The sequence below is a fragment of the Pseudarthrobacter adonitolis genome, from assembly GCF_055412845.1.
In genome coordinates this window covers 166,287-192,464 of record NZ_JBVAYW010000003.1, presented here as the reverse complement: position 1 = coordinate 192,464, position 26,178 = coordinate 166,287, and the positions used below count along the sequence as shown (strand labels likewise).

At 66.3% G+C, this 26,178-nt stretch carries 28 protein-coding genes; 20 read left to right on the top strand and 8 right to left on the bottom strand.

Annotated elements, in window-relative coordinates; genetic code table 11:
• Positions 1-22 precede the first annotated feature (22 nt).
• The 3 genes from nagB (at position 23) to ACZYZ4_RS05560 (ending at position 3,051) form a co-directional block, all read left to right on the top strand.
• The gene (nagB, locus tag ACZYZ4_RS05570; RefSeq protein ID WP_463858922.1) at positions 23-805 is read left to right on the top strand and encodes a glucosamine-6-phosphate deaminase; all 783 of its coding nucleotides are present in this window, start codon (positions 23-25) and stop codon (positions 803-805) included.
• A 120-nt stretch (positions 806-925) separates the two neighbouring features.
• Entirely contained in the window at positions 926-1,267 is a 342-nt protein-coding gene (locus ACZYZ4_RS05565; protein ID WP_056349372.1) for a DUF3039 domain-containing protein, read from the top strand.
• Complete coding sequence (locus tag ACZYZ4_RS05560) at positions 1,267-3,051, top strand: DEAD/DEAH box helicase (protein WP_463858920.1); 1,785 nt, start codon at positions 1,267-1,269, stop codon at positions 3,049-3,051. The genes ACZYZ4_RS05565 and ACZYZ4_RS05560 overlap by 1 nt, the downstream gene beginning before the upstream one ends.
• A 66-nt stretch (positions 3,052-3,117) precedes the next feature.
• Here the strand turns inward: ACZYZ4_RS05560 and ACZYZ4_RS05555 are convergent, their stop codons facing one another.
• Positions 3,118-3,750 carry an isochorismatase family protein gene (locus ACZYZ4_RS05555; RefSeq protein ID WP_463858918.1) on the bottom strand — a complete coding sequence of 211 codons (633 nt, stop codon included), beginning with the start codon at positions 3,748-3,750 and terminating at the stop codon, positions 3,118-3,120.
• Positions 3,750-5,078: a nicotinate phosphoribosyltransferase gene (locus ACZYZ4_RS05550; RefSeq protein ID WP_463858916.1), complete on the bottom strand. Its 1,329-nt coding sequence runs from the start codon at positions 5,076-5,078 to the stop codon at positions 3,750-3,752. The genes ACZYZ4_RS05555 and ACZYZ4_RS05550 overlap by 1 nt, the downstream gene beginning before the upstream one ends.
• A gap of 38 nt (positions 5,079-5,116) precedes the next feature.
• On the opposite strand from ACZYZ4_RS05550, the gene clpS reads away from it, so the two are divergent.
• The 6 genes from clpS (at position 5,117) to rdgB (ending at position 9,516) form a co-directional block, all read left to right on the top strand.
• Complete coding sequence (gene clpS / locus ACZYZ4_RS05545) at positions 5,117-5,500, top strand: ATP-dependent Clp protease adapter ClpS (RefSeq protein WP_463858914.1); 384 nt, start codon at positions 5,117-5,119, stop codon at positions 5,498-5,500.
• A complete protein-coding gene (locus ACZYZ4_RS05540; protein WP_463858912.1) occupies positions 5,493-6,059 on the top strand; it encodes a DUF2017 domain-containing protein in 567 nt (188 codons plus the stop codon). Before clpS ends, ACZYZ4_RS05540 begins: the two co-directional genes overlap by 8 nt.
• 107 nt (positions 6,060-6,166) lie before the next feature.
• Entirely contained in the window at positions 6,167-7,195 is a 1,029-nt protein-coding gene (gene murI / locus ACZYZ4_RS05535; protein ID WP_463858910.1) for a glutamate racemase, read from the top strand.
• On the top strand, positions 7,192-7,989 hold the full coding sequence (locus ACZYZ4_RS05530; protein ID WP_463858908.1) for an MBL fold metallo-hydrolase: 798 nt from the start codon (positions 7,192-7,194) through the stop codon (positions 7,987-7,989). Before murI ends, ACZYZ4_RS05530 begins: the two co-directional genes overlap by 4 nt.
• Before the next feature lie 70 nt (positions 7,990-8,059).
• Positions 8,060-8,818, top strand: a complete 759-nt coding sequence (rph, locus tag ACZYZ4_RS05525) for a ribonuclease PH (protein ID WP_463858906.1) — start codon at positions 8,060-8,062, stop codon at positions 8,816-8,818.
• Between the two features lie 26 nt (positions 8,819-8,844).
• Positions 8,845-9,516 carry an RdgB/HAM1 family non-canonical purine NTP pyrophosphatase gene (gene rdgB / locus ACZYZ4_RS05520; RefSeq protein ID WP_463859095.1) on the top strand — a complete coding sequence of 224 codons (672 nt, stop codon included), beginning with the start codon at positions 8,845-8,847 and terminating at the stop codon, positions 9,514-9,516.
• 102 nt (positions 9,517-9,618) lie between these two features.
• On the opposite strand, the gene ACZYZ4_RS05515 is transcribed toward rdgB, so the two are convergent.
• Positions 9,619-10,392, bottom strand: a complete 774-nt coding sequence (locus ACZYZ4_RS05515) for a DedA family protein (RefSeq protein WP_463859093.1) — start codon at positions 10,390-10,392, stop codon at positions 9,619-9,621.
• A 123-nt stretch (positions 10,393-10,515) separates the two neighbouring features.
• Here ACZYZ4_RS05515 and ACZYZ4_RS05510 point away from each other — a divergent pair, with 123 nt between their 5' ends.
• From ACZYZ4_RS05510 to ACZYZ4_RS05485, 6 genes are all read left to right on the top strand, one after another.
• On the top strand, positions 10,516-10,917 hold the full coding sequence (locus ACZYZ4_RS05510; protein WP_463858904.1) for a GntR family transcriptional regulator: 402 nt from the start codon (positions 10,516-10,518) through the stop codon (positions 10,915-10,917).
• Positions 10,914-11,105 (top strand): hypothetical protein, encoded by a 192-nt coding sequence (locus ACZYZ4_RS05505; protein ID WP_463858902.1) that lies wholly within the window; start codon positions 10,914-10,916, stop codon positions 11,103-11,105. Before ACZYZ4_RS05510 ends, ACZYZ4_RS05505 begins: the two co-directional genes overlap by 4 nt.
• Positions 11,106-11,109: 4 nt before the next feature.
• The gene (locus ACZYZ4_RS05500; RefSeq protein ID WP_463858900.1) at positions 11,110-11,304 is read left to right on the top strand and encodes a hypothetical protein; all 195 of its coding nucleotides are present in this window, start codon (positions 11,110-11,112) and stop codon (positions 11,302-11,304) included.
• Positions 11,301-11,534, top strand: coding sequence for a hypothetical protein (locus ACZYZ4_RS05495; RefSeq protein WP_463858898.1), 234 nt, complete (start codon positions 11,301-11,303; stop codon positions 11,532-11,534). The genes ACZYZ4_RS05500 and ACZYZ4_RS05495 overlap by 4 nt, the downstream gene beginning before the upstream one ends.
• 344 nt (positions 11,535-11,878) lie before the next feature.
• The gene (locus ACZYZ4_RS05490; RefSeq protein ID WP_463858896.1) at positions 11,879-12,874 is read left to right on the top strand and encodes a 3'-5' exonuclease; all 996 of its coding nucleotides are present in this window, start codon (positions 11,879-11,881) and stop codon (positions 12,872-12,874) included.
• A 94-nt stretch (positions 12,875-12,968) separates the two neighbouring features.
• Entirely contained in the window at positions 12,969-13,487 is a 519-nt protein-coding gene (locus tag ACZYZ4_RS05485; protein WP_463858894.1) for a DUF4395 domain-containing protein, read from the top strand.
• Here the strand turns inward: ACZYZ4_RS05485 and ACZYZ4_RS05480 are convergent.
• The gene (locus tag ACZYZ4_RS05480) at positions 13,474-14,556 is read right to left on the bottom strand and encodes an ADP-ribosylglycohydrolase family protein (RefSeq protein WP_463858892.1); all 1,083 of its coding nucleotides are present in this window, start codon (positions 14,554-14,556) and stop codon (positions 13,474-13,476) included. The genes ACZYZ4_RS05485 and ACZYZ4_RS05480 overlap by 14 nt on opposite strands.
• Positions 14,557-14,697: 141 nt before the next feature.
• Here ACZYZ4_RS05480 and ACZYZ4_RS05475 point away from each other — a divergent pair, with 141 nt between their 5' ends.
• From ACZYZ4_RS05475 to ACZYZ4_RS05460, 4 genes are all read left to right on the top strand, one after another.
• The gene (locus ACZYZ4_RS05475; RefSeq protein ID WP_463858890.1) at positions 14,698-15,684 is read left to right on the top strand and encodes an MIP/aquaporin family protein; all 987 of its coding nucleotides are present in this window, start codon (positions 14,698-14,700) and stop codon (positions 15,682-15,684) included.
• A gap of 71 nt (positions 15,685-15,755) precedes the next feature.
• Positions 15,756-16,937 carry an exonuclease SbcCD subunit D gene (locus tag ACZYZ4_RS05470; RefSeq protein ID WP_463858888.1) on the top strand — a complete coding sequence of 394 codons (1,182 nt, stop codon included), beginning with the start codon at positions 15,756-15,758 and terminating at the stop codon, positions 16,935-16,937.
• A complete protein-coding gene (locus ACZYZ4_RS05465) occupies positions 16,934-20,011 on the top strand; it encodes an AAA family ATPase (protein ID WP_463858886.1) in 3,078 nt (1,025 codons plus the stop codon). The genes ACZYZ4_RS05470 and ACZYZ4_RS05465 overlap by 4 nt, the downstream gene beginning before the upstream one ends.
• A gap of 127 nt (positions 20,012-20,138) precedes the next feature.
• On the top strand, positions 20,139-21,497 hold the full coding sequence (locus ACZYZ4_RS05460; RefSeq protein WP_463859091.1) for an MFS transporter: 1,359 nt from the start codon (positions 20,139-20,141) through the stop codon (positions 21,495-21,497).
• Between the two features lie 31 nt (positions 21,498-21,528).
• Here the strand turns inward: ACZYZ4_RS05460 and ACZYZ4_RS05455 are convergent, their stop codons facing one another.
• Positions 21,529-22,254, bottom strand: a complete 726-nt coding sequence (locus ACZYZ4_RS05455; RefSeq protein ID WP_463858884.1) for an IclR family transcriptional regulator — start codon at positions 22,252-22,254, stop codon at positions 21,529-21,531.
• Positions 22,255-22,535: 281 nt separating this feature from the next.
• Between ACZYZ4_RS05455 and ACZYZ4_RS05450 the strand changes: the two genes are divergently transcribed.
• Positions 22,536-23,870: an MFS transporter gene (locus tag ACZYZ4_RS05450; RefSeq protein ID WP_463858882.1), complete on the top strand. Its 1,335-nt coding sequence runs from the start codon at positions 22,536-22,538 to the stop codon at positions 23,868-23,870.
• 87 nt (positions 23,871-23,957) lie between these two features.
• Here ACZYZ4_RS05450 and ACZYZ4_RS05445 read toward each other — a convergent pair whose 3' ends face one another.
• From ACZYZ4_RS05445 to ACZYZ4_RS05435, 3 genes are all read right to left on the bottom strand, one after another.
• Entirely contained in the window at positions 23,958-24,605 is a 648-nt protein-coding gene (locus tag ACZYZ4_RS05445; RefSeq protein ID WP_463858881.1) for a phosphoribosyltransferase, read from the bottom strand.
• A 92-nt stretch (positions 24,606-24,697) separates the two neighbouring features.
• Positions 24,698-25,087, bottom strand: coding sequence for a serine hydrolase (locus tag ACZYZ4_RS05440; protein WP_463858879.1), 390 nt, complete (start codon positions 25,085-25,087; stop codon positions 24,698-24,700).
• A gap of 259 nt (positions 25,088-25,346) precedes the next feature.
• Entirely contained in the window at positions 25,347-26,174 is an 828-nt protein-coding gene (locus ACZYZ4_RS05435) for an alpha/beta fold hydrolase (RefSeq protein WP_463858877.1), read from the bottom strand.
• Between the last annotated feature and the right edge of the window lie 4 nt (positions 26,175-26,178).

Sequence of the window (26,178 nt, the reverse complement as noted above, 5' to 3'; positions counted from 1 at the left end):
AGCACCAGAAAGGCGGCCGGACATGGAAGTTGTCATCCTCCAGGGCAGCAAACAGATCGGACGGCTCGCCGCCGATGCCATCGAGGCCCTGCTCCGGCGGAAGCCCACCGCTGTGCTGGGCCTCGCCACAGGGTCATCGCCGCTGCCTGTCTACGACGAGCTGGCGGCACGGCACCAGCGTGACGGGCTGGACTTCAGCAATGCCCATGCCTTTGCCCTGGATGAGTATGTGGGGCTGGAGCACGAGCATCCGGAGTCCTACCGGGAAGTCATCCGGCGGGAATTCACCAGCCGGGTCAACATCGCCGAAGGCAACGTCCATACGCCTGACGGTGCGGCCGAGGACCTGTCCGCGGCCTGCCGCGCCTACGAAGATGCCATGCTGGCAGCGGGCGGTGTGGACTTGCAGCTCCTTGGCGTAGGTACGGATGGCCACGTCGGTTTCAACGAGCCCGGTTCCTCGCTGGCGTCCAGGACCCGCATCAAAACGCTGATTGAGCAGACCCGCCGTGACAACGCCCGTTTCTTCACCAGCCTGGCAGAGGTGCCGCACCACGTGGTGACCCAGGGGCTGGGCACCATTCTCGAGGCCCGGCACGTTGTCCTCATTGCTACCGGGGCACAGAAGGCCCCGGCCGTCCGCGACTTCGTGGAAGGGCCCGTCGCCGCTATCTGCCCGGCCTCGGTCCTCCAGTTCCACCCGCACGCCACTATCCTTGTGGATGAGGCCGCGGCATCGTCGCTGAAGCTCGCCGACTTCTACCGGCACACGTACGATCACAAACCTGCCTGGCAGGGGCTGTAATTCCGGCCATACGCCACGGGCGGCGGGTACCGGCAGTGCGCGGAACGGCCGACGGCGGCGCGTGCCGTGAGTGCAAAACGGTCCTCCGCCGTCGAACGTCCTCCGTCCCGGGACGCTAAGATGGATGCCATGACTAGCATGACGGACCCTCTCGAAAACGACCCGATGCGCGAGCTTTCCGGGGCTGGAACGTCCACGGCAACCATCGAGCGCGAAGAGCTGCGCCAGGAAGTGGAGCCCGGTGACCGGGAACGCTTCTCGCACTACGTGCGCAAGGAAAAAATCATGGAATCCGCGCTAACGGGTGATCCTGTCATTGCCCTCTGCGGCAAGGTGTGGACGCCGGGCCGGGATCCGCAGAAGTTCCCGGTGTGCCCCATGTGCAAAGAGGTTTATGACGGCCTCCGCCCGGGCAACGACGGCGGCAAGGGTCCCGGAGGGGACTCGGGCAACAACAAGTAGTGACGGAGACGCTCTTTGGCGGCCCCACCCTGCCACCGGCTTATCCGGAACGCGCAGCCTGGGGAACCGCCCAAAAACTCCGTGCCTGGCAGCAGGAAGCCCTTGACCTCTACTTCAGGACCGATCCCCGCGACTTCCTGGCCGTAGCAACTCCCGGCGCCGGCAAGACCACCTTCGCGTTGCGCGTGGCCTCCATGCTCATCGAATCCGGGGCGGTCAACCGGGTCACCATCGTGGCGCCCACGGACCACCTGAAACGGCAGTGGGCCGACGCGGCTGCCAAGGTGGGCATCGCCATCGACCCCAATTTCAAGAACTCCGACGGCCAGCACGGCCGCGGTTTCGTTGGCGTGGCTGTCACATACGCCCAGGTGGCAAGCAAACCCATGCTGCACCGCGCCAAGACCGAGGCCGCCCGCACGCTGGTGATCCTCGACGAGATCCACCACGGCGGCGAGGCCCTGTCCTGGGGCGACGGTCTCCGCGAAGCGTTTGACCCTGCGGCACGGCGACTCTCCCTGACGGGTACGCCGTTCCGCTCCGATACCTCGCCCATCCCGTTTGTTGAATATGCGCAGGACAGGGACGGCATCCGGCGCTCGAAAGCTGACTACACGTACGGCTACGGCAACGCCCTGCGTGACCACGTGGTGCGCCCGGTCATGTTCATGGCCTACTCGGGCCAGATGCGGTGGCGCACCAGCGCCGGCGAGGAAATGGCGGCCTCCCTGGGCGAGGCCGCGGTCACGAAGGACATCACGTCGCAGGCGTGGCGGACGGCGCTGAACCCGGCCGGGGAGTGGATTCCCGCTGTCCTGGCGGGGGCGGACAAACGCCTCAGCGAAGTGCGCCGCACGGTTCCGGACGCCGGCGGGCTGGTCATCGCCACGGACCACGAGGATGCCAGGGCCTATGCCGGGCAGCTGAAAAGGATCACCGGCGAATCGCCCACCGTGATCCTTTCCGACGACGCCAAGGCCTCCAGCAAGATCGAGGAATTCACCGTGAGCGAGAAGCGGTGGATGGTTGCCGTCCGGATGGTGTCAGAGGGCGTGGACGTGCCCCGGCTATCCGTCGGCGTCTATGCGACGTCCACATCCACGCCGCTATTCTTCGCCCAGGCGGTGGGCCGCTTTGTGCGTGCCCGGAAGCGCGGCGAAACGGCCTCGGTCTTCCTGCCGTCCGTGCCGCAGCTGACGGCCCTGGCCAACTCGATGGAGGCCGAACGCGACCACGCGCTGGACCGCCCCGAAAAAGAGGACAGCGACGGCCTGTTCAATCCCGAGGACTCGCTGATGGAAGAGGCCAACCGGGAGGACAAGGCGTCCGACAGCCTCACCAAGGGCAAGTTCGAGGCCCTGGACTCGCAGGCGTCCTTCGACCGGGTATTGTTCGACGGCGGCGAGTTCGGCACCGGGGGAGAGGTGGGCTCGGAAGACGAACTGGACTTCCTGGGCATCCCCGGGCTGCTGGACGCCGAGCAGGTGGGGACACTGCTGCGGCAGCGCCAGCACGAACAGCTCAACCGCAAGAACCGGCGCGCACCGGCAGCCGAGCCGGCCGCGACGGCGCCGGCCATACCGGACCACCGGATGCTGATGGACCTGCGCAACGAGCTGGCCAAAAACGTGGCGGCCTGGTCGGCGCGGACCGGAACCCCGCATGGTGTGGTGCACACGAAGCTGCGGACGGTCTGCGGCGGCCCGCCGGTGGCCCAGGCGAATGAGGAGCAGCTTCAGTCCAGGCTGCGCAAGCTCCAAGACTGGTTCATCGGCCGGAAGTAGCGCCCCGGGAGACAGCTGTGACCCGGGTGCTGTGCATCCCGGGCCACGCTCGTTACTGGTCCTGTGTCAGGCCACTTCGACGCCGCCGAGCTCCATTTCGGCGACGGCATCCTCCAGGTCCTCGGCGATGCCGGCGGTGAGTGAGCGGATGACCGTGACGGAGTAGCCGGCTTGGACCGCATCCAGCGAGGTGGCCATGACGCAGTAGTCGGTGGCGATCCCCACCACTACAACGTCCTCCACGTCGTGGCTTTGCAGCCAGTCGTCGAGTCCGATGGCGTTGTCCGCCGGTGCGTAGGCAGCTGCGTCAGCGGGCATGGCGCCAGGCTGGCGTTCCCCGGTAGGGACGGCATCCTCAGGGGCCAACAGGCCCTCAAAGCCGGAGTACGCCGCGGTGAACTGGCCCTTCTGGAAGTAGGCCTGGATGTATTCGGTGTCCAGGTCCGGGTGGAGTTCGGCGCCTCGTGTGCCGGCGACGCAGTGCCGCGGCCAGCTGTCCTTGAGATCGGGCGTGTCGGAAAAATGCGCGCCGGGATCGATGTGCCAGTCCTGGGTGGCAATAATGTGGTCGAACTCGTTGTGGTGAGCGTCCACGTACTCGCTGATGGCTCCGGCAACACCGGCACCGCCGGCCACGGCCAGGGAGCCGCCCTCGCAGAAGTCGTTCTGGACGTCAACGATGATCAGGGCGCGGGACATCAGTTCTCCTCGTAGGTGGTGGGGATAGCAGGCTCGCCGCGCTGCAGGCGGTTGACGACGCCGGGCAGTTCGGCCATGGTGTCCGCGTGCCGCTGGCGGGCGCGGACCACACCCTCGTGTCCGGTCCAGCCCGGCAGCAGTTCGCCGTTCTTCATAAACTGCTGGAGCAGCGGCCGGTCGTTGCCGTCGTCTTCGGGGCGGTGGCCGATGCCCACAATTTCCTGGGTAGCCACCCCCCGCTCGTTGAGCTTGCGCAGCGCATATTTCCGTCCGCCCATGCTGGTTTTGTTTTTGGCGGCCTTCGCCACGGAGAGGAAATTGCCGGCGTCGTCGGTGCGGCTGACGAGCTTGTAGACCATGCTCGCTGTGGGTGCACCGGAGCCGGTGACCAGCGACGTGCCCACCCCGTACGAATCCACCGGAGCGGACTGCAGTGCGGCGATGGCAAATTCGTCCAGGTCCGAGGTAACCACAATCTTCGTGTTCACATTGCCGAGCTCGTCCAACAGCTGCCGGACCCACTGGGCTTGGGCCACGAGGTCCCCGGAGTCCAGGCGGACGCCTCCCAGCTTGGGCCCCGCCAACTCGACGGCGGCACGCACGGCTGCTTCGACGTCGTACGTGTCCACGAGCAGCGAGGTGCCGGGCCCGAGGGAGGCGATCTGCGCCTCAAAGGCATCCCTCTCGGTGTCATGCAGGAGCGTGAAGGAGTGCGCGGCCGTCCCCACCGTCTTGATGCCGTAGCGGATGCCGGCCTCGAGGTTGGAGGTGCTGTCGAATCCGGCGATGACGGCGGCGCGGGCTGCCGCGGCTGCCGATTCCTCGTGCGTGCGCCGGGATCCCATTTCGATGCAGGGCCGGTTTCCGGCCGCGGTGATCATCCGGGATGCGGCGGAGGCGATGGCACTGTCATGGTTCAGGACCGAGAGAAGGTAGGTCTCCAGCATGCAGGCTTCGGCAAACGTTGATTCGACAATCAGTATGGGGGAGTTGGGGAAGTAGGCTTCGCCCTCCGGGTAGCCCCAGATGTCACCGGAAAACCGGTAGTTCGCCAGGTAGTCCAGGGTGTCTTGGTTGACCACGCCGGTCCGGCCCAGGAAGTCCAGCTCCGCTTCGCCGAACCGGAAGTCGGCGATGCCTTCCAGTAGACGGCCCGTTCCCGCCACAATCCCGTACCGCCGGCCGTCGGGCAGGCGGCGGGCAAAGGCCTCGAAGACCGACCGGCGGTGCGCGGCGCCCGAATGCAGCGACGCCTGCAGCATGGTCAGCTCGTAGTGGTCTGTGTAAAAGGACGTGCGGGGATGGTCCCAGCCGGCGGAGGTACTCACAAAATTCACTCTAGTGTGCATCCCCATAGAATGGACAGATGACCTTAAGCGTTGCGCTCGGCCCTGATACACAGGAGGGCACCCGGACCGGGACAGAGGCGTCCACCGACTCCCTGACCGCCCCGGACATCCCCTGGAACCTGGTGATCTGGAACGATCCCGTCAACCTGATGAGCTATGTCAGCTACGTCTTCCAAAGCTACTTCGGCTACTCCGAGTCCAAAGCCAATAAGCTGATGATGGAAGTCCACAAGAAGGGCCGGTCCATTGTTGCCCACGGCAGCAAGGAGCAGGTTGAGCGGCATGCCGTGGCCATGCACGGCTTCGGCCTTTGGGCCACCGTGGAGAAGGCCACCGGCGGTCCGGGCGGCAACTCTGGAAAATCCGGCGGGTCAGGGCAGGGCAAGGGGAAACGTGGCTAAGGCATTTAAATACGGGCTCAAGGGCATCACCGGGCTCCTGGAACCCGCCGAACGGGAACTGCTCCGCAGCCTGGTCGATGACGTCATCTCCATGCTCCAGCCGGCCGAACACGCCAGCCAGGACCCGTTGGCCGCCCTGATCGGACTGGATATGGACGTCCAGGAACCGACGGACCGTGCCGTTAAGCGGTTGCTGCCGAACGTGATGAAGAACGACGACGGCGCGTCCCTGGAGTTCCGCCAGCTCACCGAGCGCTCGCTGCGCGAAACCAAGATCGGCGCGCTCCGCGCCGCCGCGCTGGACCTGGACAAGGACGAGGTGGTCCTAACCGCTGAAGGGGCCAGGCTCTGGTCCATGGCCCTGAACGATGTGCGCCTGGTGCTTGCGGAGCGCCTGGATATCCGGGATGAAGAGGACGCCGAGCACGTGCACCTGATGCAGGACTGGTCCCAGGCCGAGGACGTGGAAAGTTACCTCGCCCTGGTGTATAACTTCACCACGTGGCTGCAGGAATCCCTGGTCCAGGCGATGCTCCAGTCCCTGGATTCCAGGGCCTGATCTGCTGTTCTGTTTCGGGATACGTCCGCCAGTGTGACAAATTTGACATGAGTCCGGCGCCACAATGTGATGGCTGCGGCCCGGGGAAGACCTATCCTCGAATAATCATGACTACAGCCTCGAGCATGGATCCGTCAGACGCAGCCGCATCGGACTCCGCAGCCAGCAGCACCACAGGCCCGGTGGGGTCCCGCCCTATCGGCGTCTTTGATTCCGGTGTCGGCGGACTGACTGTGGCGCGGTCCATCATCGACCAGCTCCCCAACGAGTCCATCCTCTATGTGGGGGATACCGCCAACGGGCCCTACGGGCCGTTGCCCATTGCCGAAGTCCGCGCCAACGCCCTGGGTGTGATGGACGAACTGGTGGACTCCGGCGTCAAGCTTCTGACCATTGCCTGCAACTCGGCGTCGGCCGCTGTCCTGCGGGACGCCCGCGAGCGGTACACGGCAAAATACGGCATCCCCGTCATCGAAGTGATCCAGCCGGCTGTCCGGCGGGCTGTCGCTGCCACCAGAAGCGGGCGTATCGGCGTCATCGGTACCTCTGCCACCGTTGGTTCACGGGCTTACGAAGACACGTTTGCCGCCGCGCCGGACCTGGCGATCACGTCCGTTGCCTGCCCGGAGTTCGTGAGCTACGTGGAGTCCGGGATCACCACCGGACCCGCCCTGCTGGCCATCGCCGAAGAATACCTTGCGCCGCTGAAGGCAGCCGGCGTGGACACCGTGGTGCTTGGCTGCACACACTATCCGCTGCTGACCGGCGTCATTTCCTTCGTGATGGGCGACGCCGTGACGCTGGTGTCCAGTGCCGAGGAAACGGCGAAGGATGTGTACCGTGCCCTCGCCACCCACAATCTTCAGCGCACCGCCGCAACACCGCCGGAATACCACTTCATCGCCACCGGTGACGCCGGCCAGTTCGAAACGCTGGCCCGCCGGTTCCTGGGCCCGGAGGTCCTGTCCGTCCGGCACGTGGACCACGTGGCGGCCCAGTACCCCACCGGCAGCCTGGCGCGGATCACCCCCGAGATGATCGCCGCCGCGCAGACCGCCAGCGCCCGGCAGTCGTCGTTGGGACCCAGGATTTCGAACTTTGTGGGCGCCCACCGGGCCGGAGGTCCTGCCCTGTGAAGCTCACCATCGTCGGCTGCACGGGCTCCTTCCCCGGCCCCGGTTCCCCGGCGTCCTGCTACCTCCTGACCGCCAACGACGGCGAGCGGACGTGGAAGATCGTGATGGACCTGGGCAGCGGAGCCTTGGGCGCCATCCAGCGCTACACGGACCTTGAGGACATCGACGCGATCTTCCTGACCCACCTGCACCCGGACCACTGCATGGACCTGTGCGGCCTGCACGTGGCGGTCCGCTGGAAGCCCGGCGGCTGGGGACGCGGCCGGATTCCGGTGTGGGGCCCCGCCGCGACGGCCGACCGGATGGCCACCGCCTACGGCCTGGAACTGGATCCGGGGATGCACGAGGAATTCGACTTCACCAACTGGACCGAACGGGAATCCGTCACGGTGGGGCCGTTCACGTTGACGCCTTTCGCGGTGAACCACCCAGTGGAGGAGGCCTACGCCCTGCGGGTGGAAGTGACCGAACCGGACAAGCAGGGCAACCCGGTCAGCCGGGTCCTGACTTATTCCGGGGACACCGATTCCTGTGCCGGGCTGGAGGAAGCGGCGAAGGATGCTGACCTGTTCCTGTGCGAGGCCGCCTTTGAGGAAGGCCGCGACGACGACATCAAGGATGTCCATCTGACCGGAAAACGCGCCGGCGAGGCGGCAGAGCGCGCAGGCGCACGCCGGTTGCTGCTCACGCACATCCCCGTCTGGACATCACCCACCACGGTCATGGCCGAAGCCCGCCCCGTGTTCGGCGGCGACGTGGCCGTTGCCGTGGCCGGTGTGCACTACACCGTCTGATCCACTGCACCTCTGGTCGACTGCACTCGCTGCGGCGGGACGGCTCACCGTGAGTCGATAAGCTAAAGGCATGACTTCTGAAGCAATCGCAGTGCCCGTAGTGCGCGCCGATGGCCGCGCCCCCGACCAGCTCCGCCCCATCAGCATCACCCGCGGATGGTCCAAGCAGGCCGAGGGATCGGCCCTCATCGAGTTCGGCAACACCAGGGTCCTGTGCACGGCGTCCCTGACGGCCGGGGTGCCGCGCTGGCTCAAGGGCGAAGGCCGTGGCTGGGTCACGGCTGAATACGCCATGCTGCCGCGGGCCACCAACACCCGCTCCGACCGCGAATCGGTCAAGGGGAAAATCGGCGGGCGGACCCACGAGATTTCCCGGCTGATCGGACGCTCGCTGCGTTCCATCATTGACACCAAGGCCCTGGGTGAAAACACGATCGTCCTCGACTGCGACGTCCTCCAGGCCGACGGCGGAACCCGCACCGCTGCCATCACCGGAGCCTACGTGGCGTTGGCGGACGCCATCCGTTTCGCCCGCGACAACAAGCTGATCGCCAAGAACGCCCAGCCCCTGATCGACACGATCGCAGCCGTTTCGGTGGGCATCATCGACGGCGTGCCCATGCTGGACCTGCCCTACGTTGAAGACGTCCGCGCCGAAACCGACATGAACGTGGTGGTCACCGGCTCCGGGAAATTCGTGGAAGTCCAGGGCACCGCAGAGGGCGCTCCCTTCGACCGGGACGAGCTGAACCAGCTGCTGGACCTGGCCCTCCTGGGCACCACCGCGCTGGCGGCGATCCAGCGCGAAACCCTCGCAGACGCACTGTGAACCTGAACGCTGTGAACCCGAACGCAATGAACACCAGCGCCGTGAACGCTGAACGTGAGGACCCGCCTGCACCGCGCCTCGTCCTGGCCACACACAACAAGGGCAAGCTCAAGGAGCTCCGAGAGCTGCTGCGCGGACAGGTCCCCGGGCTCGACGTCGACACTCAGGTCGTGGACGCCGCGGCGGTGGGTGCGCCAGACGTCGTCGAAATCGGCGTGACGTTCGCCGAAAACTCGCTGTTGAAGGCGCGGGCAGTTGCGGAGGCCACTGGGCTGGTGGCCATCGCCGACGATTCGGGGCTGGCCGTGGACGTGCTGGGCGGGGCGCCGGGCATCTTTTCCGCGCGCTGGTCGGGCCGGCACGGTGACGACGACGCCAACCTGAGGCTCCTGCTGGACCAGCTCGCCGATGTCCCGGACGGGCACCGGGGGGCCGCGTTTGTCTGCGCAGCGGCCCTGGCGGTCCCGGGGCCCGGTGCCAGTGGCCGCGAAGTGGTGGAGTACGGCCAGCTTGAGGGGACCCTGCTGCGTGAACCCCGCGGTGACGGTGGCTTCGGCTACGACCCCGTGCTGCAGCCCGCCGGCGAGGACCGCAGCTGCGCTGAATTGTCATCGGCGGAAAAGAACGCCATCAGCCACCGCGGGCAGGCTTTCCGGGCCCTCCTGCCGGCCATCGTCGAAGCACTGGCGCGCCAATAGGCTCGCACCCGAAACGCCATTAACAGCTAAGGGAGCCCCACCATGGTGGGGCTCCCTTAGCTTTGCCTTGGATGCAGCGCCGGCCAGCGGCGCTTCAAGGAACTAGTCCAGATTGGTCTTACGCTCTTCGCGGGGAGCGTGCTCGTCAATGAATTCGTCGACGGGGTCGGTGCCGAACGTGGCAGCCTGGCGCTTGGCCGAGAGGCCGCGGATTACTTCGATGCCGATCGGAATCACGGAGATCAGCACGATGACGATGAAGATGATGTCCAGGTTCTCCCGGACCCACGGGACCCTGTCGCCCAGCAGGTAGCCCAACAGCGTGACGCCACTGCCCCACAGGACCGCGCCGATCACGTTGAACAGGAAGAACTTCTTTTTATTCATCTGGGCCACGCCAACGATCACGGGCACGAAGGTCCGGATGATCGGCACGAAGCGGGCGAGGATCAGTGCCTTGCCGCCGTGTTTTTCAAAGAAAGCGTGCGCGTTCTCCACGTTTTCGCGCTTGAAGAGGCGGGAGTTCGGCTTGTTGAAGATTGCGGGGCCGGCCTTGGACCCGATCAGGTAGCCGGTCTGGTTGCCGATGATGGCGGAAATGGTGATCAGGAGCGCCAGGAGCCAGACATTGAACTGGATGGTGTCCGTTGCCACCAGCAGCCCTGCTGTGAACAGCATTGAGTCGCCGGGGAGGAAGAATCCCACCAGCAGGCCCGTCTCGGCAAAGACGATTCCGCAGACCAGCAGCACCACCCAGGGCGCTAGTGCGGGATCGGCCAGGAATATCTGGGGGTTCAGCCAGTCGGGCAGGAAGGAGGCCAGTTGCGGCTGAACCGGTCCTGCACCACCCAGCATGGGCGCGGCAAGGTCGCTGATCGCAAGAAAGTTCACCTCCTCAGGGTACTTGACGCACCAGGTAGTCCCTGTTGTCTGGTTAGTTGCATCAGTGACTAACCAGGAGGCTATCCGGCCTCCTGGACGAGGATCAAGGCGGCGCCAGTGATTGACGACAGCAGGCCGATCTTCCTGCAGATTGCCGCGCTGATAGAAAACGACTTCGTGGGCGGGAACCCCCCGGAGGAATTCCAGGTCCCGTCCACCAACGAGTTCGCGGCGTTCCATCGGATCAACCCGGCCACCGCAGCAAAAGGCGTGAACCTGCTGGTGGAAGAGGGAATCCTCTACAAAAGGCGGGGGATCGGCATGTTTGTCTGCACAGGTGCCCGGGCGGTTTTGGTGGCGCGCCGGAGCCAGGAATTCTTTGAGCAGTACGTGCGGCCGCTGGCGGCGGAAGCCCACAAGCTGGGCATTCCCGTGGACGAGCCCAGCCGCATGATCATCCGCGGCACCGAGGCCGCGACGGCAGCGGACGGCAACCAGGAAAGGAGCGCGGCATTGTGAATGAAACAGTGGTCGAAGCAAGGAATCTCACAAAACGGTACCGGGATGTCCTGGCACTCGACAACGTGAGCATCAGCCTTTCAGCGGGGCGGATCTATGGCCTGCTGGGCTCGTCAGGAAGACCATGGACAACCACGCCCGGCGCCGGGCGCCGGGTGACGGACCGCAACGCGATGCATTGGAGGTAGCACGATGAGCAAGGCAGTAGCGGTGGCGCGCATGCAACTCGTCACCAAATGGACCTGTCCGGGGAACCCGCTGGTCATCCTCGCGGCGGCGTTTCTCCTCTCGATCGCCATCTTCGCCCTGATCCCGGTGGATGAGGCCAAGTACGGCGGCGGCAGCCAGACGCCTAGTACTTCATGGTGCTGGGCATCCAAAGCATGACGCTGGCCTTTCCGTTTTCACAGGTGCTCAGCATCAGCCGCCGCGCGTTCTATCTGGGCACCCTGGGCCTGTTTTCCCAGCTCGCAGTGGGCATGACGGCCATCTACCTGCTGGGTGGCCTGGCCGAGCGGGCAACCGGCGGCTGGGGCGTCAACAGGTACTTCTTCAACATCCCTGGGTCGCGGATGGGCCCTGGTACGGCACGGCAGGGTTCTAATTCACGATCATGATGTTTATGTTCATCATCGGCTTCTGGTTCGCCACGATCTACAAGCGCTGAGTACCACCGGGATGCTCGTCTCCCTGATCGGGTCGGCGGTGCTGCTGCTCGGCATTGTGGCGCTGGCGACGGAACCAGTGGTGGTTGAGCATCGGCGGCTGGTTCGTCCAGCAGACTCCGCTGACCATGGGCGCCTGGGCTGCCGCCCTGTGCCTGGTGCTCGCCGGAGGGTCCTACCTCACGCTGCGGCGGACGATTCCTTAACCCCGCCACCCGGCGTCGAACGCGTGATATGCGCGACAGGGCCGCCCCGGTGAAGCGGGAACGGCCCTGTCCGGCGGTAAAGTATGGGCCGTGGGTTTGGACTTTACGGCGATCGACTTCGAGACGGCCAATGGCTTCCGGGGTTCACCGTGCGCCGTTGGCCTGACGAAGGTGCGGCGCGGGCGGGTGGTGGATGAGGCGTCGTGGCTGATGCGGCCGCCGGTCAACCACGACCACTTCGAGTACCACAACGTCAGGGTCCACGGCATTAAGGCCACGGACGTGGCCGGCCTTCCCCGCTTCGGTGAGCTCTTTCCGGAGATTGGTGCCTTTATCGGGGGCGACATCCTGGCGGCGCATAACGCGGCCTTTGACCTGGGCGTGATCCGGTCAGGGCTTGAGGTCTCCGGCCTGCCCGGCCCTGCCTATGACTACGTCTGCACGGTGATGCTGTCCCGGCGCTGCTACTCCTTGGTCTCCAATTCCTTGCCGTTCGCTGCGGAGGAAGCCGGCGTGCCGCTGGTCAACCATCACGATGCCGCAGAAGACGCCCGTGCCTGCGCCGGCATCCTGATCGACATCGCTGCGCGGAACAACGCCAACAGCATTGCCGAGCTCTACCTGTCGCTGGGCCTGGTCCTGCCGCATCAGGAGGCGTTTGACCCGGCGCACGATGTCCTGTCCAAAGCCAGCCTTACCGCACTTGCCGGCGCCGCTGCCGGCGGAAACAGCGCCGCGCTGGTGCGCCCGTTCCTGTCCGGGTGGCCGCAGGAGGGCGCCAACCCCGTCCCCAATGCCGACGCCGAACCCTCCCACCCCCTGTACGGCCAGACCGTTGTCTTCACCGGCGAGCTCTCCATGGCCCGGCCGGAAGCGAAGGTGCGTTCGGCCGAGCTGGGTGCCCGGCCGGAAAGCCGGGTGACGGCCCGCACGACGGTGCTGGTGGTGGGTGACGGTTTTGTGGCCTCGGACCTGCGGTCCGGCAGGCTGACCGGCAAGGCCCGGCGCGTCCTGGAGCTCCACGACCGCGGCCAGCCCATTGAAGTGCTCTCCGAAGGCGAGTTCCTGCAGATGGTGGGCGGCTGAGCCGCACTGATTGTCCGGCTGCGCTGCCCCGGTGCAGCGTTCATCCGGCGCAACAAATCTTCCCTGCGGCAGGCCCGGCTCCTAGCCTTGCAGGATGAGCAAACTAACGGCCGGCCAAAGAACCGGAATCAACTGGTCCGCCGTGTTCGCCTTTCCCAACCCCGTCAATGAGTACGCGGCCCGGATCGCCGCCGGCCTGGTGGTGCTGCTGGCGTGCGCCACGCTGCTGAGCGGTTCCGTTTGGGGACTGGTGCTGATCGCCGCTGGCTTCTGGCTGCGGGTGCTGTTCGGGCCACGGATTTCGCCCCTGGCATTGCTTTCCGTCAAGGTCCTGGCGCCCCGCCTGGGCCGGGTTCGCCTGGTTCCCGGACCGCCCAAGCGTTTTGCCCAGGGCATGGGAACGGTGGTGTCCACGACGGCGCTGATCCTGTTCCTTGCCGGTGCCGCCCCCGGAGCCTGGATTGCGCTGGCGGTTCTCATTGCGGCTGCCTCGCTGGAGGCTTTCGCCGGATTCTGCCTGGGCTGCGTCATCTTCGGAGTGCTGCAGCGCCGGGGCCTGATTCCGGAGGACATCTGCGAGGCCTGCAACAACGTGGCGCTCAAGCGGTGGTAACGCCCACCAGCAGATCGGCCATGCCGCGGATGACGTCCGGCCCTTCGAGGGCGTCGAGCCATTCCGGGGGCAGGCACGCTTCGCCGTAATAGGCGCCCAGGATGTTTCCGGCGATGGATCCCGTGGAATCGCTGCCGCCGCTGTGGTTGACGGCCAGCGCAACGGCCGCCCGGAAGTGGTCTTGCGGCGACAGGGGGGAGCCCGCGCCGGGCGCTGTGGCCAGGACAGCGTAAAGCCCGACGGCGAACGCCTCCTCCGCGACCCGGCCCTCGCCCAGCTGCCGAACCAGTTCCTCCGGCGACAGGACGCCTGTTCCCGCACAGCGGATGGCCGCCTCAAGCCGCTCGGGAAGTTCTGCGGCCACATCCTTCAGGCCACGGACCTCGTCCAGGACCGCCGCTGCCGCGTCCGCCAGGGTGTCGCCGGCCACCAGGCGGTGGATCAGCAGGCTGAAGCTGCCGGCACTTTGCCGTGCGGAGGGATGGCCGTGCGTCAGGGAGGCGGCGTCGGCACTCAACTTATAGACGGCGTCGGACGCTATATAGGGAATCAGGCCGAACGGTGCGGACCGCATCACCGTTCCGCGGCCCTTCGAGTCCGGATTCACCGGCCGGTAGACCGTCCCCATTTCGCCGGTGGCCAGCCCGCTGATACACGCGTTACCTGGGGCGCGGCGGTGCCTCAGCACTTCGTTGCCGTCGATCCACCGCGGCGGCTGTGCCGGGGCCTGCGGCGGTACGGACTCACCTTGGGTATCCAGCCAGCGGAGATAGGCCAGCCACAGGCAGGCGTTCGCGTCGGCACCCACGCCGTCATTGGCCCATTCGAGCACCTCCACCAGCCCGTCCACGGTGTACAGCGTCAGCTGCGTGTCGTCCGAAAAGTGGCTGCCGCCGTTGAGCGCATCCAGGTCTGTCAGGCCCGCGGGGCCGAAGCGCTGGCGGATGGTCTCGATCGAGTCGAACTCCACCGCGTAGCCCAGCGAGTCTCCTAGCGCGCCGCCCAGGAGGCAGCCGTGGATGCGGGACTTCAGCGGGGGCGCGGCAACGGCGCCCGGTTCAATGCTCATGACAGTAAATTTACCGTGGGGCGGAGGTGGAACGCGCCGGGGCGCCACGCCGTCCGTCCACTAAGCTCGGACTCAGCCAACGCCCAGAATCCCTTGGCAGAATGCAAAGGCACCACACCCAACGATAAGGATTGCCCCACCATGACCACGCCTGTGCCCGTCCACCGTGATCCCGCCTCCGGGCTGACTGCCGGCAGCGGTGCCGAAATCCGGCACGGGCTGGTGTCCAGGCTGTCAGCGGAAGCCTTTGGCAGCCTCTTCATCGTGGTGGCAGGGCTGGGAGTGCCGCTGTTCTCCATCCCGCAGTCCAGCCCGCTGCCCGCCGCGCTCGCAGCAGGCCTCGCGGTGACCGCGGCGATGCTGGCCTTCGGCTATGTTTCCGGCGGACACTTCAACCCGGCGGTGACCGTTGGCCACGCCGTCGCCGGCCGGATCCGGCTCGGTGACGCCGCCGCGTACATCGGCGCGCAGCTGGTGGGCGGGCTTCTGGGCGCCCTCGCACTCTTCGGCATCCTGCGCACACTGCCTGGCATCCAGGACAGCCGCACGGCGTTCGACACCGTGACCGCCGGATTCGGCGAACACTCCATCATCCAGGCGCCCCTCGCCGGTGTGCTCCTGCTCGAAGTACTCGGGGCTGCCATCCTGGTCGCAGTCTTCCTGGGCACCACCGCACGCAACAACATCAACAAGACGGCAGCGGCCGTAGCCGTAGGCCTCGCCTTCGCCGTTCTGCTGCAGCTAGGCCTGTCCGTGGGCAACGCGCCGTTCAACCCCGCCCGCGCCACGGCTTCGGCCGTCTTCAGCTCCAGCTGGTCCCTTGAGCAGCTGTGGCTTTTCTGGGTTGCTCCCTTGGCAGGCGCGGCCATCGCCGGGCTGGTCTTCCGTGGGTTCGCCGAGCCGGTTGCTGCCGCTGGATCAGCCGCTGACGGATCAGTGCTTGACGACAGCACTGCCGACGACGTTGAGGATTTTGACGAAGACGAGGATGCCGACGTCGCCGACGAGGCCGCTCCGGTGCCTGCCAAGACGGCTGCCCCTACCAAGCCCACACCGGCCCATGCCGCCGCGGACGAGCCGGACAGCCGCGACGAGGCCCAGGAATTCTTCGACGGAAAGCGCGGCTAGTTGGCCTGACTGGGCAACGGCCTGTTGCGGCGGTTTCTTAAACTGTCGGTGGCAGCCGCTAGCGTAAGAATATGCGGTTATTGCACACTTCGGACTGGCACTTGGGCAGGTCCTTCCATGGCGTCGGGATGCTGGACGCCCAGCGGTCATTTGTTGATCAGCTCGTCAGCGCCGTTACCGGAAACGCCGTCGACGTTGTCCTGATCGCCGGCGATGTCTACGACCGCGCCCTGCCCGGCGTCGACGTCGTGGGGCTGTTGGACGATGCCTTGGTGCGGCTGACGGCGGCCGGCGCCACGGTGGTGCTGACATCCGGCAACCACGACTCCGCCATCCGGCTGGGATTCGCCTCCCGGCTGCTGGAACGTGGCGGCGTCCACCTGCGGACCAGGCTGGCGGACCTGGACCAGCCAGTCGTCCTGCCGCTGGGCACAGGTGACGGCGGGACGCCCGGCGCCGTCCTGGCCATCTATGGAATCCCCTGGCTGGAACCGCGCCTTGTCGCCGAACAACTTGGTGCAGAAACCCCCAGCCACTTCGAAGTCACCCGCGCCGCCACTGATCGCATCCGGGCGGACCTCGCGCAGCGCAGCGCAGCGGGAACCGTCCATTCTGTGGTCCTCGCCCACACGTTCGCCAGCGGCGGGATCAGCTCCGACAGTGAGCGGGACCTCAGCATCGGGGGAGTCGGAGCCGTGCCCCTGGACCTGTTCGACGGATTCAGCTACACCGCGCTGGGGCACCTGCACGGCCGCCAGAGCCTGTCGCCGCAGGTCAGGTACTCGGGATCGCCCCTGGCCTATTCGTTCTCCGAAGCCAAGCACACCAAGGGAAGCTGGCTGATCGACGTCGGCCCGGAGGGCGTGATCGGCGTATCGGAACTGTCGTGGGAAGCCCCGCGGAAGCTGGCCGTGCTCCGCGGAGAAATCTCGGAGCTTCTGGAGTCCGCAAAGCATTCCTGGGCCGAAGGAGCGTACTGCCAGATCACCCTGACGGATGAGCAGAGACCCGCGCAGGCCATGGAGCGTTTGCGGGCCCGTTTTCCGGACACGCTGGTCCTCGGGTTTGATCCGCAGGGCGGCGCCGTCAAGGCGTCCAAAAGCTACAGCAGCCGGCTCGCCGAAGCCCAGGATGATCTCGCGCTCTGCTGCGGATTCCTCGATCATGTGCGGGGGCGGGACGCGGGCGACGCCGAGCGGTTGGCCATCGCCGCGGCGCTGGACAACGTACGCCTCAAGGAGGCATCGCTATGAGGATCCACCGCCTTGTCATCTCCGCCTTCGGGCCCTTTGCGGGCACCGAGGAAATCGACTTCGACAGGTTGAGCGCCCACGGACTCTTCCTCCTCAACGGACCTACTGGAGCAGGGAAGACCAGCGTGCTGGACGCCGTCTGCTTTGCGCTGTACGGATCCGTGCCTGGGGCGCGCCAGGAAGGTAAGCGCCTGCGCAGCGATCATGCCGAGCCGTCGCTCGAACCGGCGGTCACCTGCGAGTTTTCCGCCCAGGGCCGCCACTTCGAAGTATCCAGGTCGCCGGCCTGGGATAAACCCAGCGCCCGAGGGAAGAACGGCTTCACCACACAGCAGGCCAAGACGCTCTTCCGGGAGCGCATCAGCGGGACCTGGACGGACAGATCCGGACGCAACGATGAAGCCGGCGCTGAAATCACCGCCCTGCTGGGAATGGACCGGGAACAGTTCACACGCGTGGTGATGCTGCCGCAGGGCGATTTTGCCGCCTTCCTGCGGTCCAAGGCTGCCGATCGCCTGGAACTGCTGCAGAAGCTCTTCGGCACCCAGCGGTTCGAGGCTCTGGAGCAGGAGCTGTCGGCGGAGGCCCAGGCCGCGCGGAACGATGTTGCCCGGCTGAACGGGGAGCTTGAGCTGCTGGCGGGTCGCGCCGAAGCCGAGGCCGCTGTGCTGGCCATTGATGATTCTGCAGCTCCTGGCCAGGAAGAATCCGCTGCCCGGATCGAATGGCTCCAGGAAGCAGTGACCCACCGCGCAGGGGAACTGGCTGCGGCGGCGGATGCCGCAGCGGCCGTCAGCAAGCACACGTCAGGCCGGCTGGAGAGCGAGTCCGCGCGGCGGGAACGGCACCGCAAGCTGGCAGCCGCCGAGGCCCGGAAGGCAGCCGCTGAGGCAACCCTGCCGTCCCTGGAGCTCCATGCCGCCCGGCTCGAACAGCACCGCCGCGCCGAGGTGCTCACGGGCCAGCTGCAGGCTGTCCAGTCCAGCCAGACCCAGGTCCGGCACGCGGCGGGAGCCATGGAATCCGCCATCACACTGCTGCGGATGGCGGCGGATGAAGACCCCGAACTGGACCAGCTGGACCTCGGCGCCTTGGATGCGGACCACGCCGATGCCGGGCTCTCCACCGCAGGGGCTCTTGATATCGCTGGTGAGCTTAGCCGACTCCGGTCCCTGTTGGCCGTTGTGGAAGCCAGGTTGCCGGACGAAGAACGCCTCCATTCGCTGGTTGCCAGGCGCGCCGCACTCACCACGAAGCAGCAGGAGCTCACACAAAAGGGCAATGACCTGGGCGTTTCGCTGCAGGCCCTCCGTGCGGAGCAGGAAACCCTGATGCCAGGCCTGGAGCCCTTGGCGGAACTGGCCTCAGCCGCCATCCTGCATGCCAAGGAAGCCGCTGCGGCTGAGGAACTTCTTGACGTCGTCCGGCGCTACGCGGCTGCACGCGCAGCGCAGGCGCTCGCCGCCGACCGACACTCGGCGTCCCGGGAGATCCAGCTCGAGGAGAAACTCCGCTGGCTGGACCTGCGCGAGGAACGACTCGCCAACGCCGCCGCCGAACTCGCTGCCCAGCTGGCCGAGGGACAGGCCTGCCCCGTTTGCGGCAGTGCGGACCACCCGGCTCCCGCGGAGGCTGCGGCGTCAGCGCTGGGCCTCAGCCAGGCCGAGGAAGCCGCCCAGCAGGACCATGAGGACGCAGAGACAAACCTGGCAGCGCGGGCCCGTGAGTTGGGCGACGCGAACCAGTTGGTGGCTGTCCTTGAAGGCCAGGGCGGGGACATGCCCGAAGAGGATGCGCTTGCGGCCTTCGAGTCTGCCCGCACCGCCGCCGGAGAGTCGCAGCTGGCTGTGAAAAACCTCGAGGACCTCCGGCAGCAGCTTGAGGCCGCGGAAGCCAGAATGGCGGCAGCGGATTCCGCCAGGCACAGCGCAGCATCCGAACTCGCGCAGGTCAGCACTGAATTGTCGGGACTGGTGGACCAGCTGGCGTCCCTTGACGGCGCCCTGTCCGCGCTGCGTGGCGGTCACCGCAGCCTCACGCACCGGCTGCGGTCGCTGCAGGACGCCGCCGCCACACTGGAAAAGGCTGTGGAGGCCCAAGCCTTGCTCAACAGAGCCAAGGCCAGGGCCGAGGAAGCACGGATCCAGCTTGAACTGGCATTGCCGGAGGCTGGCTTCAGCTCGGACCTGGAAGCCCGGGCGCAGCTGCTGTCGGCCAACGATGCCGATGCCCTGCTGGTTGAGGTCCGGGCCGGCCAAGACGAACAGGCGCGGATTGCCGAGCTGTTCGCATCCGAGGATCTGTTGCTGGCACTGACGGAAGAGTCAGCCCATCCCCTGGTGGACGAAGCCCTCCTCGCGGAGCTCCAAGCCGCCGCGAAGCAGGCCGGACAGGAGGCACGCGCCGCCGATCTCGCCGCCGGTATGGCCGTGCGCTGTGTGGAATCGCTGGCCGCTGTCCGCAATGACTACGAACAGCTGGCCGGTTCCGGGCGGGTTCCCAGGGAACGCGCCCAGCTGCTGACAGCCCTGGCTGATACCGCCGCCGGCCGTGGAGACAACACGTACCGCATGAGCCTGAACAGCTACGTCCTCGCTGCACGGCTTGAACAGGTGGCGTTGGCTGCTTCTGAACGCCTGGTCGCCATGAGCGATGGCCGCTACTTGCTCCAGCATTCAGACGCCAAGGCCGCGCGCGGCGCGAAATCCGGGTTGGGCCTGGAAGTGGTGGACCAGTGGACCGGACACCGCAGGGATACCTCCACACTTTCCGGCGGCGAATCCTTTATGGCGTCCCTGTCCCTCGCCCTGGGGCTGGCAGACGTTGTGCAGCAGGAATCCGGCGGCATCCAGATCGAGACACTCTTTGTGGATGAGGGTTTCGGCAGCCTAGACGAAGAATCCCTCGAACAGGTGATGGATGCCCTCGAAGGCCTTCGCGACGGCGGGCGCGTTGTGGGTCTCGTCAGCCATGTGGGGGAGATGAAACAGCGCATCGGAACCCAACTCCAGGTCCTCAAGGGCCGGAACGGCTCCACGCTCCGCATTTCGGACGCCGCCGGGGCGCTGGTGTGACTGCGGCCATGCCGGGCTGGACTGGGCCGAACCGGCCTGTATTATTAGACAGTTACCGGGTCGCGCGCATCGGGAGGAGGGACGATGCGCATTGCTGAACGAGCCCGGAACCTTGAACTCCTCAAAAATGTCCTCCCTGCCCGTTTCCCCGGAAGCGCCTCTCTCTCCTGACCCTGCCGCTCCTGACCCTGCGCCGGCCTCCGCTGCGGCGATTCCCGCCAGCGCGGGCGCCACTGCCGTCCCAACCTCGCCCCAGGTCCTGCAGTCGCCGCCCACGGGGCGGTTCGCCAGGCTCCCGCACCTCGCCGGCCGCAGCTTCATCCCCCTGGGCCTGTTCGCCCGGCTGCCCCTGGCCATGCTGACCGTCGGTGCCCTGACCCTCGTCACGTCCGTGACCGGTTCCTACGCGCTGGGTGGCACTGCCGCCGGTGCTGTGGGGATCGGCTCGGCCCTCGGCGCCCCGGTCTTTGGTGCCCTCGCAGACCGCAGGGGGCAGCGGCCCGTCCTCCTGGTTGCGGCGGTGCTCAACACCTTGGCGGTCCTGGCGCTGATCGGCACGGCCTGGACTGCGCCCGAAGCCGGATCTTTTCCCGTGGCCGTGATCGCCGCCGCGTTCCTTGCCGGTGCCAGCTGCCCGCAGGTAGGGCCGTTGGCCAGGGTGCGCTGGATGGCACTCACCTCGCGTGGCAAGGGAGCGAAGGCCGGCAGGGATCTGGACACGGCCCTGTCCTACGAGAGCACGGCCGATGAACTGACGTTCGTCCTGGGACCGGCTCTTGTGGGAATCCTGGCCAGCCTGGTGGCCCCTTGGCTGCCGTTGGCCCTGGCAGCGGCCATGACCATCACGCTGGTGCCCGCCTTTGCCATGCACTCCACCTACAAAGCGGTTCCCCTGAACCGGGGCTCCGCGGTCTCGCGCAAGGCCGCTAGGATTCCCGCCGTCGTCGCACTGCCCGTCCTGGCGATGGTGGCCATGGGCACCTTCTTCGGGTCCGCCCAGACGGCCTTGAGCTCCTTCTCCGCCAGTTTCGCCACCTCCGAAATCGCCGGACTGCTGTATGCGGTTATGGGATTGAGTTCGGCCGCCGCAGCCCTCTCCGTGGCGTACTGGCCCCAGCGCTTCACTCCGGCCGCCCGGTGGCTGGTCGGCGCGGCGCTGATGACGGTGCTCGCGTTGCTGCTTCTGGTGCCGGGATCGTTGGGCGGCATGGTCGCGGTGCTTCTGGTCCTGGGATTGCCGGTGGGTCCAGTGATGGTCACGGTCTTCGCGATCGGAGGCCTGGTGGCGCCGGTAGAACGGCTGGGGACCGTGATGACGGCTCTGGCGAGCGGGATCGTGGCGGGCACCGCGTTGGGGGCCGCCGTTGGTGGTCAGCTCGCGCAGGTCCACGGCTACCACGCCGCATTTGTTGTGCCTGTGGTTGCTGCAGGCGGCCTGCTGGTGCTTGGCGGCGCGGCGGCGGCCATTCTCCGCAAACGCCACTAATTGACGCTGGGCCCTGCCGCGTGTGCAGCGATCAGCCCAGCTGGACTTCAATCCGCCCGGCGCCCGCCATCAGCGCCGCGGCGATTTCGTCCGGATTCTGGGCTGCCCGGATGTAGACGACGGCCAGAGCAGCCGGCCGACCGCCAGGGACCCTGACCGGAACTGCCACGGAGGAGACGCCGGCGATGACTTCATCGTGGCTGGCGGCATAGCCCCGGTGCCGTGCGGTTCCGGCCTCGGGCCGGTAGGGGATTCCCGGGGCAGCCGCATGCCAGTCTGCTTCCGAGTAGGCTGACTGGATCGCAATTCCGGGGGCACCGGCGCTGATGGGATGCCGGGAGCCTGGGTGCTGGACAATGGCGGCGCCGGTATGCCGCGGGTCCACGGTGACCAGGGTGACACAGTCCTCGCGGTCCCAGACGGCCACAAAAGCACTCATGGTCAGGGCATTCGCGAGTTGCGTCAGTTCCGGCAGGGCCGCCGTCTGCAGGTTGCGGGCAACGCCCCGCGCCAGGACAGCGAGCCCGGGCCCTGGCTGGACCTTGCCCGCGTCATCGCGCACCAGTAAGGAGTGGTCTTCCAGGGTCCGCAGGATCCGGTAGGCCACGGAACGGTGAACCCCCATGGCGTCTGCAAGTTCCGCAATGGTCAATGGCGCCTGCGCCGCGGCCAGGATTTCCAGTGCCCGGATTCCGCGCGACAGGGTCTGGGACGGCGAAGCCTGAGCTGCTCCGGCGGGGACTGCGGTGGGGGTCATGGATTCCATCCTAGGCGGCTGCAGGGGCGCTGCCCGTGTGCCGTGATGGTGCTTCCCGCACGCGGGCTGCGTGCCGATTTTCGAAAAGCTGTGTGCTGATTTCGAAAAGGCAGTTCAACTATGGAACTGATCCGCGGGAAGAATCAAGAAAAGTAGTGCGTTTCGTCATATCTTCGCGTAACGTCTTACTAACTGACCGTTCGATCAGTAAATCGGACGGCCTGAATCCACCTACGGCAGCCCTCATCCCTAACCAGGCTGCCCCAAGCCACGGAGTTCCAATGACCGAAACTTCACGCGTCGATTCCGAGGCGGGCCCGAGCAGCAAGCACGAGGAACGCAAGGTCCTCGCAGCAACGCTGGTCGGCACCACCATCGAGTGGTACGACTTCTTCATCTTCGCGCAACTGACGGGCACACTGCTGTCCCCGCTGTTCCTGGCTCCGCTGAACGAATCCAACCCGGGCCTGGCCCAGATCCTGTCCTTCGCGCTCATCGGCATCAGCTTCCTGTTCCGCCCGCTGGGTGCAGTGGTTGCCGGCCACCTTGGCGACCGGCTCGGACGCAAGGCCATGCTGGTTTTCACCCTCCTGATGATGGGTGCGGCCACTTCCCTGATCGGCATGTTGCCGACCTATGCGCAGATCGGCGTCTGGGCCCCCATCCTGCTGATCATCCTCCGCATTGCCCAGGGCTTCTCCGCCGGCGGCGAATGGGGCGGTGCTGCCCTGATGGCCGTGGAGCACGCCCCCAAGAGCCGTCGCGGTGTGTTCGGCGCGTACCCGCAGATCGGTGTCCCGGTCGGCATGATCCTGGCCACCGGCCTGCTCTTTGTACTCAACTCGAACATGTCAAAGGAAGACTTCGCGTCGTGGGGCTGGCGGGTGCCGTTCCTGCTGTCCATCGTGCTTATTGTGGTGGGATACCTGATCCGTCGGGCTGTGGCCGAGAGCCCCGTCTTCCAGGAGATGGCGGCCCGAAAGGCCGAAAGCAGGGCGCCCCTCAGCGAACTCATTCGTAGCCATAAGAGGCCCGTGCTCTACTCGACCATGATCTTCATCGCCAACAACGCCGCCGGCTACCTGTTGATTGCCTTCTTCATCTCCTACGCCACCAGGTCGTTGAAGATGCCGGTCCCGGAAATCCTGCTCGCCACCACCCTTGCCTCCTTCGGCTGGCTGATCTTCACGCTCGCAGGCGGCTGGCTCTCAGACCGGATCGGCCGGGTCAAGACCTTCCTGATAGGTTATGCGATCATCTTCGTTTGGATGATCCCGATGTTTGCCCTGATCGACACCAGGAACATCTGGCTTTACGGTGTGGCGCTCTTCGTTCTGACCATCGGCCTGGGACTCTCCTACGGTCCCATGTCGGCGATGTACGCCGAAATGTTCCCGGCCAACGTCCGCTACTCGGGGATCTCCATCGGGTACGCCTTCGGTGCCATCCTGGGTGGTGCCTTCGCTGCGACCATCGCCGAGACTCTGCTGCAGAGCACCAAATGGACCGGATCCATCGGCATCTACATCATGATCCTGTGCGTCATTTCGGCTGTCGGAGTTTTGCTCGCCAAGGAGACGAAGGGCAACCCGCTCGGCGTCAGCAGCCACCACTAAAGTAGTTCGCATCGCAGAACGGCGGGTTCCGGCCATCTGGCCGGGCCCGCCGATTTGCCGTGAGGGCCCAGTGCTGGAGTGGGGCCCCTACTGGTTCAGCAGGCTAATGGCGTCCTCATCGGTCAATTGTTCGAAGTGCCGGTAGAAGCTGCCCACGGCGCGGAACTTGCCCGGCAGATGCAGGCACAGCACGGCATCGCACACCCGCGACACAGCCGCGTAGGCTTCCACCGAACCCACCGGCGCTGCGGCGACGACGCGTGCCGCACCACCGGAACGTGCGGCCTCGACGGCGGCGCGCATGGTGGCTCCGGTGGCCAGGCCGTCGTCGAGCAGGAGGACTGTCTTGCCGGTGAGGTGGTTGCTGATCCGCGGGTAGGTCCCGGCCCGGCGAAGTAGCTCCGCCCTCTCGCGTTTCTCCACTTCGTCCAGCCATTCCTGGCGGACACCGTGGTCCAGAATGCGGGTGATCAGCGGACGGTTGAGCAGGCGCACTATCCGGCCTCCGGACCAGGCCAGCGCGCCGAACGCTGTTTCGTCGTGGCCGGGGATGCCGAGTTTCCGGACCAGAACGGCGCCGAGTGGCAGGTACAGGGCTTTGGCAGCTGCGGCGGCCACGGGGATTCCGCCGCGGGCCAGCCCCAGGACGATGGTGTCGGGGCGTTCCCGGAACTGGGTGAGCACCGCCGCCAGCCGTTCACCGGCATCGGTGCGGTCTTCAAAACGCGTGCTCATTGTTCCCTCTCCGGCTGTCTCCGCCCCGCTTCCAGCCTACCTTCTGCCGCCGCGCCGGAAAGCGGGGATACTGCCTGCCGCGCACTGCCGAGTTATGAGAGGGCGGCGGTATCGGCCTTGGTGATGTCCTGGATCACCACCGTCCGTTCAGGGATGTAGGACAGCAGCTGCTCCGTGTGCTCCTGGTCCAGGAGCCGGCCCTCGAACAGTTCCGCCAGGATATGGGCCATGTTTGCGGTCGAGAGCGTGTTCACCTTGGGGTCATAGGTGACGTCGATGGAGGCGGCGTATTCCGAGAGTTCGGACAGGCCCACGGCGTCCATCAGCAGGCTCCACGAATCGTTGTTGCAGTCCTGGACCATCGTCTGGATCTGGAATCCCGAGGTGAAGGCGCCGGGAGGCTCATCAAGGGACGCCGAACCATCCTCCACGCCGTACAGGTGCAGGTCCCCGCCGGCGGTGGCCATCAGCGCAACACCCACCTGGTACTGGCTGTTTTCGCCGATGATGGCATCGATGGCTGCGTCCAGGCCCGCGTCAATCGGGGCGGAGCTCGCAAAGGTGTCGATGCCTATCGATGTTCGCGACGCCGCTCCCAGCCCGGCCGGGCAGGCGCCAGCATATAGACGGCAGCGATCAGGACCATGGCGAGGAAACCGGCGGCAGTCACCAGGACGGAACGGCGGCGTAAGGCGGATGCGGGAGCTATGAAACCCCTGTTAGGGACCAGACGGCCGGGGATCAGACACCCAGGAAAGCGATGGCTCCCTGTTTGAAAGCCCGGCTGGTGATGGCGTTGGTGTGGTTCCGCCCGGGTAAGGTCAGCTGTTCAGCCATGGACCCTGCCCGGATGCCGAGTTCCGCAAGCTGCGGCATGGTGGCCGCACGTTCATCCTGGTCGCCGGCCACAAGGAGCATGGGCATGTGGGGAACGGCTTCGGCAGGATCGAAGGGTTCGGCCTTGATGGCATCCACCAGGGACAGCAGCGCGAAGATGTTGTTGCTTGGCAGGAGCATGGCCATCTTGAGCAGGCCGGCTGTGGACGGGTCCGCGATGGGGGTTCCGTCGGCGAGGTAGTTCTGGGCGGCGATGAGGTCAAAGGCTGCCAGCGGATCGGCGATGTTCGGTCCGCCCAGGACCAGGCGGTGGACGATCTCGGGTTGGGTGGCGCCGAATTCCCAGGCGAGCCGGGCGCCCAAGGAATAGCCCACAACGTCCACCCCGCTGGTGGGGTCACCGTTGTGCAATGGCCGCACGCCGGCGTCGAACGCTATCTGCAGCAGATCCGCGCGGATCCGGCTGGGGGAGTAGGAGTCCATGTCCTCGGGGGCGCCGCTGCGGCCGTGTCCGGGCAGGTCCACGGTGATGACGCGGCGGCCAGCCTCCAGTAGGGCCGGCACCCAGCCGGTGTCATGCCAGTTGAGCTTGCTGGAAGAGGAGAATCCGTGCAGCAGCAGCACAGGACGCAGTCCGGCGTCGTCCTGGGGGTCGTGCACCTCCACAAAAAGTTGGGGGTCAGTGCCCTCAACGGTGTGGGAATGCATCTCGCCGGTGTGCCTGCCGCTCATGGTG